Source organism: Pantoea sp. CTOTU49201 (assembly GCF_032054795.1).
GTDB classification, from domain to species: Bacteria; Pseudomonadota; Gammaproteobacteria; order Enterobacterales; family Enterobacteriaceae; genus Pantoea; species Pantoea symbiotica.
The window spans coordinates 1,435-9,469 of record NZ_DAMBSA010000162.1 but is presented as its reverse complement, the minus strand read 5'-3'; the positions used below and the strand labels follow the sequence as shown (position 1 = coordinate 9,469).

The following is an 8,035-nucleotide window of genomic DNA, read 5'->3' as shown; positions in this document are numbered from 1 at the left end:
GCCCAGCGGACTGACATCCATACGCTTCAGTGCATCCTGCAAACGGCTCTCGTCACGCGCCAGCATTTCAACGTACGCCAGGCACCAATGCGCGAAAGTCACCGGCTGCGCACGCTGCAGGTGCGTATAACCTGGCATCACCGCGTCCTGATTGGCTTCTGCCGTGGCGACCAACGCTGATTGCAGTTCGCGCGTCGCCTCCAGCAGCACGGCAACCTGCTCTTTGCACCACAGTTTCAGATCGGTCGCGACCTGATCGTTACGGCTACGGCCGGTGTGCAATTTCTTGCCCAGCGCGCCGACTTTATCGATCAGCTTGCCTTCCACCCAGCTGTGAATATCTTCCGCATCGCTTTGCAGAATCTGCTCAGGATTGGCGCGTACCTCGGCCAGCAGTTCATTCAATGCGCTTTCCAGCTGTTGCTGCTCTTCATTGGTCAGCACGTTGACCGTTACCAGCGCTTTTGACCAGGCAATCGAGCCGGTAATGTCCTGCTCGGCCAGGCGAAAGTCAAAACGCAGCGAGTCGTTGAACTGTTTGAACCGTTGGTCTGCTGCCTGCGAAAAACGTCCGCCCCAAAGTGCCATCTGAATTACTCCTGAATCCGTTATAGAAAAGGCGGCCCGAAGCCGCCCTTGCAAATTATGTCGATTGCCGCGGTATTACTTCTTCTGCTCGTTCAGCGCGCGAATGCGTGAAGAGAGTGAGAACAAGCGGATAAAGCCGCCCGCGTGACGGTGATCGTAAACTTCATCTTCGCCAAAGGTAGCGAACTCTTCTGAATACAGGCTGTTAGCAGAGGTTTTCTGAATCGCCGTAGCTTGGCCTTTGTACAGCTGCAATACCACTTCGCCGTTCACCTCTTCTGCCAGTGATTCAGCAGCGGCCTGGATGGATTTACGCAGCGGCGCGAACCAGCGGCCATCGTAAACCACGTAAGACATTTCATGGCCCAGCTGCTCACGCCATTTGAAGCTGTCGCGATCCAGCACCAGCTGTTCAACCGCACGCAGTGCATTCACCATGATGGTGCCGCCCGGGGTTTCGTAGCAGCCGCGAGACTTGATGCCTACCAGACGGTTTTCCACGATATCGATACGACCCACGCCATGTTTCGCACCCAGCACGTTGAGTTTTTCCAGGCACTGGAACGGGCTCAGCTTCTCGCCGTTCACCGCGACAACGCGACCTTTCTCAACGGTAACGGTGACGTTTTCTGGCTGATCTGGCGCTTCCAGCGGATCAACGGTCCACACCCAGCAATCTTTGTTCGGAGCATTGGCTGGGCTTTCCAGCACGCCACCTTCGGTAGAGATGTGCCATGCGTTCTCATCACGGCTGTAGATTTTTTCCAGCGACGCGGTGGTAGGGATATTGCGCTCTTTCAGGTAATCCAGCAGCGCCTCACGTGAACGCAGGTCCCATTCACGCCATGGCGCAACCACTTTCAGCTGTGGTGCCAGCGCGGTGTAGGTGGTTTCGAAGCGCACCTGATCGTTACCTTTACCGGTTGCGCCGTGGCACAGCGCATCTGCGCCGACTTTCAGTGCCAGCTCAACCTGCGCTTTGGCGATGATTGGACGTGCCATTGAGGTACCCAGCAGGTAAGTACCTTCGTACAGTGCGCCAGTTTGCAGCACCGGATAAACGTATTCGCTGATGAACTCTTCACGCAGATCGGCCACGTGGCACTCAGACGCACCTGACTGCAGCGCTTTCTTCTCAACGCCTTCTAAATCTGCCGGATCCTGGCCAATGTTCGCCACGAACGCCACCACTTCACAGCCGCCGTAGTTCTCTTTCAACCATGGAATGATGGCTGAAGTATCCAGACCGCCTGAGTAGGCCAGAACGATTTTTTTGATGTTTTGCGTGCTCATGTCTTAATCCTTGATTATGCGAGAATCCGGGTGCCAATCGACACGCCGTTGAAAAGGGTTGGCAGTTGTTCAGCATGACGCCAGCTGGCGATATCGACCGGGCGACCGAGCGTGCGAGCGGCATCGAGCGCCGCATTCACTTTCACGATCATGCCATCGGTGATGATGCCCTGCGCAATCAGCTGTTCCGCTTTCGCGGCGGTCATCTCTTCAATGCGTTGACCTTTGCCATCGAGAATGCCGCTAACGTCAGACAACAGCACTAAATCGGCACCAATGGTCGCCGCCAGCGCAGTCGCCGCCTGGTCAGCGTTGACGTTCATCAACTCGCCGCCGTCGGTGATACCAATCGAGCTGATCACCGGCATGTAGCCCGCCGCCAGCAGCGTGTTCACCAGCGCCGGATTGCCCGGCGTCGCGTTGCCAACGTGTCCCAGCTCTTCATCGAACTGCGCCACATTAACCAAACCGGCGTCGCCGAGGCACAAACCGACTGCGCCGATGCCATATTTCTTCGCCCACGCCAGCAGCGTTTTGTTGGCGGTACCGGCTAACGCACCGGTAATAATGTCAATCTGATCGGCTGGCGTCACGCGCAAACCGTTCTTCTTTTTCACCGGTAGCGCGAGCTTCTTCATCAGCTCGTCCACCACGCAACCACCGCCGTGCACAATGATCAGCGGACGCTGATGTTCATTGCGGTACGCCAGCAGGGCATCAAACAGACGGGCCAGCGCTTCTTCGCTATCCAGCAGCACGCCACCCAGTTTAATGATCAATGGATTCATTGCGTTATCCGTTCGTTAAATCAAAGACAGCGTTTCGGGGAAGCCGAAACGAATGTTCAAACACTGAACCGCCTGCGATGAGGCGCCTTTCAGCAGGTTATCTTCGGCAGCCACCACAATCAGGTGCTCACCTTGCATGGCGAAGCCAATGTCGCAGAACGGCAAACCGACCACCGCTTTCAGCGCCGGTACACCTTTGTCATACACGCGCACCAGCGGTTTGTCGTGGTACGCATTATGGAAAGCATCCGCCACATCCTGCTGCGTCACACCCGCTTTCAAACGACAGGTCGTGGTCGACAAAATACCGCGCGGGAAGCTGCCCAGATGTGGCGTGAAGATCACCGGCGTACCGAGATGCGCCACGATTTCCGGGTGATGACGGTGATTAAACAGGCCGTACGGCTGCAAGCTCACTTCACAGAAGCTGGTGCCAACGTTGGCTTTACGCCCTGCGCCGCTCACGCCGCTGGTGGCATTGATCACCGGCCACTGTGCATCGTTAAGCAGGCCCGCTGCGATCAGCGGTTTCAGCGAAAGCTGGGCTGCGGTTGGGTAGCAACCCGGCACCGCAACCAGCTCCGCGTCTTTAATTTTGTCGTGCTGCCATTCGGCCAGGCCGTAAACAGCTTTATCCAGCCAATCCTGATGCTGATGGCTAAAACCGTAATATTGGGTATAGAAAGCATCGTCGTTTACGCGGAATGCGCCGGAGAGATCGAACACCACGCAACCGGCTTTGAGGAATTCAGGTGCCAGATCGTGGCTGACTTCATGGGCGGTGGCGAGGAACACCACATCCACTTTGTCGGCCCATTCAGCGGCGTCGCTCAGCGGCTGCAGCGGCAAATCGACAATGCCTTTGAGTTGCGGATGCAAATCCGACAATAACTTTCCAGCATCCGGGCTTTGCGCTGAAACCGCCAAAGCGGTTATGTTCATATGCGGATGGCGATTCAGGTAGGTGGCAAGCTCTACGCCAGCGTAACCACTGGCACCAACGATCAGCGTATTCAACATCAGGCTGTATACCTTATTACAGTCACGTATCGGGTCGCGGCCTTGCCCCGTTGCCCAGAATGCCGTTTGCAGAAGATTTGATGCTTCACATGCAAGCGACGTTATTGTATTTTTATTCACTATTAATGCATGAATATTGATACATCCTAACCCAAGGACCGTCAACAGTGAAGACAAAATTACCACCTTTTATCGAACTCTACCGCCAGTTGATTGCCACGCCATCAATCAGCGCAACCGATAGCGCACTGGATCAGAGTAATGAAACTTTAATCAATTTGCTGGCCGGCTGGTTCCGCGATATTGGCTTCAGTGTAGAAGTGCAGCCGGTGCCTGGCACGCGGCATAAATTCAACATGCTGGCGCGCAGCGGATTGGGTGCAGGCGGCCTGTTACTGGCCGGTCATACTGACACCGTGCCTTACGATGATGGCCGCTGGACGCGCGATCCTTTCACGCTGACCGAGCACGACAACAAGCTTTACGGCCTGGGCACCGCCGATATGAAAGGCTTCTTCGCCTTTATTCTGGATGCGCTGCGTGACGTTGACGTGACCAAACTCAGCAAGCCGCTCTACATCCTCGCCACCGCCGATGAAGAGACCACCATGGCGGGCGCGAAGTATTTCTCTGAATCAACGCAACTGCGTCCGGATTGCGCCATCATCGGCGAGCCAACCTCGCTCAAGCCGGTGCGTGCGCATAAAGGTCATCTGTCGAATGTGATTCGTATTCAGGGACAATCGGGCCACTCCAGCGATCCGTCGCGCGGCGTCAACGCCATTGAGCTGATGCATGAATCCATCACCCAATTGATGCAGCTGCGTAACACCTTGAAAGAGCGTTACAACCACGATGGTTTTGCCATTCCTTATCCAACCATGAACTTCGGCCATATTCATGGTGGCGACGCCGCCAACCGCATCTGCGCCTGCTGTGAATTGCATATGGATATTCGTCCGCTGCCGGGCTTAACCCTGAGCGATTTGGATGGTCTGCTGAATGACGCGCTGGCACCGGTAAGTGCGCGCTGGCCGGGACGTTTAACCGTGGGCGAGCTGCATCCGCCGATTCCAGGCTACGAATGCCCGGCCGATCATGAGCTGGTGCAAGTGGTTGAGAAGCTGCTGGGCGTGCCAACCGAAGTGGTGAACTATTGCACTGAAGCGCCTTTTATCCAGCAATTGTGTCCAACGCTGGTTTTAGGCCCGGGATCTATCAATCAAGCCCACCAACCTGATGAGTTTATTGATACCGCATTTATCAAGCCGACTCATGCGCTTATCACCCAAGTCGTGCAGCATTTTTGTCATTGATGAACAACAGATGGGGCATTTCACTGTTAAATCAGAAAATTGCCCCGTCATTGTTCGGGATTTGATAATAAGAATAACTTATCTCGCTTCGCTGCAAGCAAATTCTTTGAATTTCCGCCATTTAGCAGCACATTTACGTAGATTTAAGGCAATTGACGTGCAGGAAGATACGTGGCTAGATAAAAGACGATGTTATGCCCGTGGGTAAATAATTCCCGTGGGGATATTTAAAAAGATGATGAGGGTGTCAGGGTCCAATGAACGAACAATATTCCGCAATGCGAAGTAATGTCAGTATGCTCGGCAAACTGCTCGGGGATACGATTAAGGATGCACTAGGAGAGAACATCCTCGACCAGGTGGAGACCATCCGTAAACTCTCTAAGTCATCCCGTGCGGGAAATGACACCCATCGTCAGGAACTGCTGACCACGCTGCAAAATCTGTCGAATGACGAGCTGCTGCCGGTGGCGCGTGCGTTTAGCCAGTTCCTTAATCTCACCAACGTCGCTGAACAGTACCAAACCATTTCGCGGAGCGGTGATGGCGCGAACCATCCTGAACTGCTGAAAAAGACTTTCGAGCGCCTGAAACAGCAAGGCGATATCAGCGAAGCGGCAATTCGTCAGTCGATTGAAGAGCTGTCGCTGGAGCTGGTGCTGACTGCGCACCCCACCGAAATTACCCGCCGCACGCTGATCCATATGCTGGGCGAAGTGAACAGCTGTTTGCAGCAACTCGATCATAGCGATATCTCTGACTACGAACGCACCCAGGTGATGCGCCGTCTGCGCCAGCTGGTGGCACAAGCGTGGCACACCGACGAAATCCGCAAATACCGTCCAACACCAATCGATGAAGCCAAATGGGGCTTTGCCGTGGTGGAAAACAGCCTGTGGCAAGGCGTGCCGGCCTTCCTGCGTGAGCTGAACGAGCAAGTTGAAGAGACCTTTGGCATTAAGCTGCCGGTCGATTTCGTGCCGATCAAATTTACCTCGTGGATGGGCGGCGACCGTGACGGCAACCCGAACGTCACCGCACCGATTACCCGCCACGCGATGCAGCTGAGCCGCTGGAAAGCCGCGGACCTGTTCCTGCGCGATATCGGCGTGCTGGTTTCTGAGCTGTCGATGTCCGAATGTAGCGACGAAGTGCGCGAGCTGTGTGGCGATCCGGAAGCGCTCGAGCCGTACCGTATGGTGCTGAAGCGCATTCGCAGCCAGCTAATGACCACGCAGGCTTATCTTGGTCGTCGTCTGAAAGGCGAGCGCCTGCCGCGTCCGGCCGATCTGCTGGTCTCCAACGATCAGCTGTGGGAACCGCTGTTCGCTATTTATCAATCGCTGCAACAGTGCGGCATGGGCATCATCGCCAATGGCCAGCTGCTGGACACGCTGCGCCGCGTGAAGTGTTTCGGCGTGCCGCTGGTACGTATCGATATTCGTCAGGAGAGCACCCGCCATACCCAGGCGATTGCCGAAGTGACGCGTTATCTCGGCCTCGGTGATTACGAAAGCTGGTCAGAAGCTGATAAACAAGCTTTCCTGATTCGCGAACTGAATTCTAAGCGTCCGCTGTTGCCGCATCAGTGGGAACCGGGCGATGAGACGCGTGAAGTGCTGGATACCTGCAAAGTGGTGGCCGAAGCGCCGCAGGGTTCAATTGCTTCCTACGTGATCTCCATGGCGAAAACCCCGTCGGACGTGCTGGCCGTGCATCTGCTGCTGAAAGAAGCAGGCATTCCTTACGCCATGCCGGTTGCGCCACTGTTCGAAACCCTTGATGACCTAAACAACGCTAACGACGTGATGACGCAGTTGCTGAACATCGACTGGTATCGCGGCTTTATCAACGGCAAACAGATGGTGATGATTGGCTATTCCGACTCGGCGAAAGATGCCGGCGTGATGGCCGCCAGCTGGGCGCAATATCAGGCGCAGGACGCACTGATCAAAACCTGTGAGAGCGCGGGCATTACGCTGACGCTGTTCCACGGACGCGGTGGCTCAATCGGTCGTGGCGGCGCGCCAGCCCATGCTGCGCTGTTGTCACAACCGCCGGGCAGCCTGAAAGGTGGACTGCGCGTGACCGAACAGGGCGAGATGATTCGCTTCAAATACGGTTTGCCAGAAGTCACCATCGCCAGCCTGTCGCTGTATACCGGTGCGATTCTGGAAGCCAACCTGCTGCCACCGCCGGAACCAAAGCGCGAATGGCAGGAGATCATGAAAGGCCTGTCGGCGCACTCCTGTGCGATGTATCGTGGCTATGTGCGTGAAAATCCGGACTTCGTGCCCTATTTCCGTTCAGCCACGCCAGAGCAGGAACTGGGTAAATTGCCGTTGGGTTCACGTCCGGCTAAACGTCGCCCAACCGGCGGTGTGGAATCGCTGCGTGCTATTCCGTGGATCTTCGCCTGGACACAGAACCGCCTGATGCTGCCAGCCTGGCTGGGCGCGGGTGCCGCGTTGCAGAAAGCGATGGATGAAGGTCATCAGGATGAGCTGGAGAACATGTGCCGCGAGTGGCCGTTCTTCGCCACACGTCTTGGCATGCTGGAGATGGTGTTCTCGAAAGCCGATCTGTGGCTGGCGGAGTACTACGATCAGCGTCTGGTGGATAAATCACTGTGGCCACTCGGCAAGCAACTGCGCGATCAACTGGATGCGGATATCAAAGCGGTGCTGACCATCGCTAACGATGCGCATTTGATGGCTGACCAACCGTGGATTGCTGAATCTATCGCGCTGCGTAACGTCTATACCGATCCGCTGAACGTGTTGCAGGCTGAACTGCTGCATCGTTCACGTGCGCAAGAAGAGCGCGGTGATGAGCCAGATGCGCGTGTAGAACAAGCGCTGATGGTGACGATCGCGGGTGTTGCAGCGGGTATGCGTAATACGGGGTAATTTTTTCCCTCACCCTAACCCTCTCCCGCTAGCGGGAGAGGGGACCGCTCAAGCACAGATGTTACAACCTTTCCCCACCTAAACATTACCTCGCCCGCTTGCGGGAGAGGGTTAGGGTGAG

6 protein-coding genes are annotated in these 8,035 nt (G+C 55.8%); 2 read left to right on the top strand and 4 right to left on the bottom strand.

Annotation, left to right across the window (positions count from 1 at the left end):
- The 4 genes from argH to argC all read right to left on the bottom strand — a co-directional run.
- Nucleotides 1-588: argininosuccinate lyase (gene argH, locus RTY00_RS12765; protein WP_312664706.1), on the bottom strand; the 588-nt coding region annotated here is incomplete at its 3' end.
- Nucleotides 589-663: 75 nt separating this feature from the next.
- Entirely contained in the window at nucleotides 664-1,881 is a 1,218-nt protein-coding gene (locus tag RTY00_RS12760) for an argininosuccinate synthase (RefSeq protein WP_179453191.1), read from the bottom strand.
- 14 nt (nucleotides 1,882-1,895) lie between these two features.
- Nucleotides 1,896-2,669 carry an acetylglutamate kinase gene (gene argB / locus RTY00_RS12755; RefSeq protein ID WP_007885411.1) on the bottom strand — a complete coding sequence of 258 codons (774 nt, stop codon included), beginning with the start codon at nucleotides 2,667-2,669 and terminating at the stop codon, nucleotides 1,896-1,898.
- 15 nt (nucleotides 2,670-2,684) lie between these two features.
- Entirely contained in the window at nucleotides 2,685-3,689 is a 1,005-nt protein-coding gene (gene argC, locus RTY00_RS12750) for an N-acetyl-gamma-glutamyl-phosphate reductase (RefSeq protein WP_110868176.1), read from the bottom strand.
- Nucleotides 3,690-3,856: 167 nt separating this feature from the next.
- Here argC and argE point away from each other — a divergent pair, with 167 nt between their 5' ends.
- Nucleotides 3,857-5,005 (top strand): acetylornithine deacetylase, encoded by a 1,149-nt coding sequence (gene argE, locus RTY00_RS12745; RefSeq protein WP_007885409.1) that lies wholly within the window; start codon nucleotides 3,857-3,859, stop codon nucleotides 5,003-5,005.
- Between the two features lie 257 nt (nucleotides 5,006-5,262).
- Nucleotides 5,263-7,914, top strand: coding sequence for a phosphoenolpyruvate carboxylase (ppc, locus tag RTY00_RS12740; protein ID WP_312664705.1), 2,652 nt, complete (start codon nucleotides 5,263-5,265; stop codon nucleotides 7,912-7,914).
- Nucleotides 7,915-8,035 lie beyond the last annotated feature (121 nt).

What these genes read in the sequence shown, in the direction of transcription:
- RTY00_RS12760 (WP_179453191.1), bottom strand. Translation starts at nt 1,881, where the DNA reads ATGAGCACGCAAAACATCAAAAAAATCGTTCTGGCCTACTCAGGCGGT.
- argB (WP_007885411.1), bottom strand. Translation starts at nt 2,669, where the DNA reads ATGAATCCATTGATCATTAAACTGGGTGGCGTGCTGCTGGATAGCGAA.
- argC (WP_110868176.1), bottom strand. Translation starts at nt 3,689, where the DNA reads ATGTTGAATACGCTGATCGTTGGTGCCAGTGGTTACGCTGGCGTAGAG.
- ppc (WP_312664705.1), top strand. Translation starts at nt 5,263, where the DNA reads ATGAACGAACAATATTCCGCAATGCGAAGTAATGTCAGTATGCTCGGC.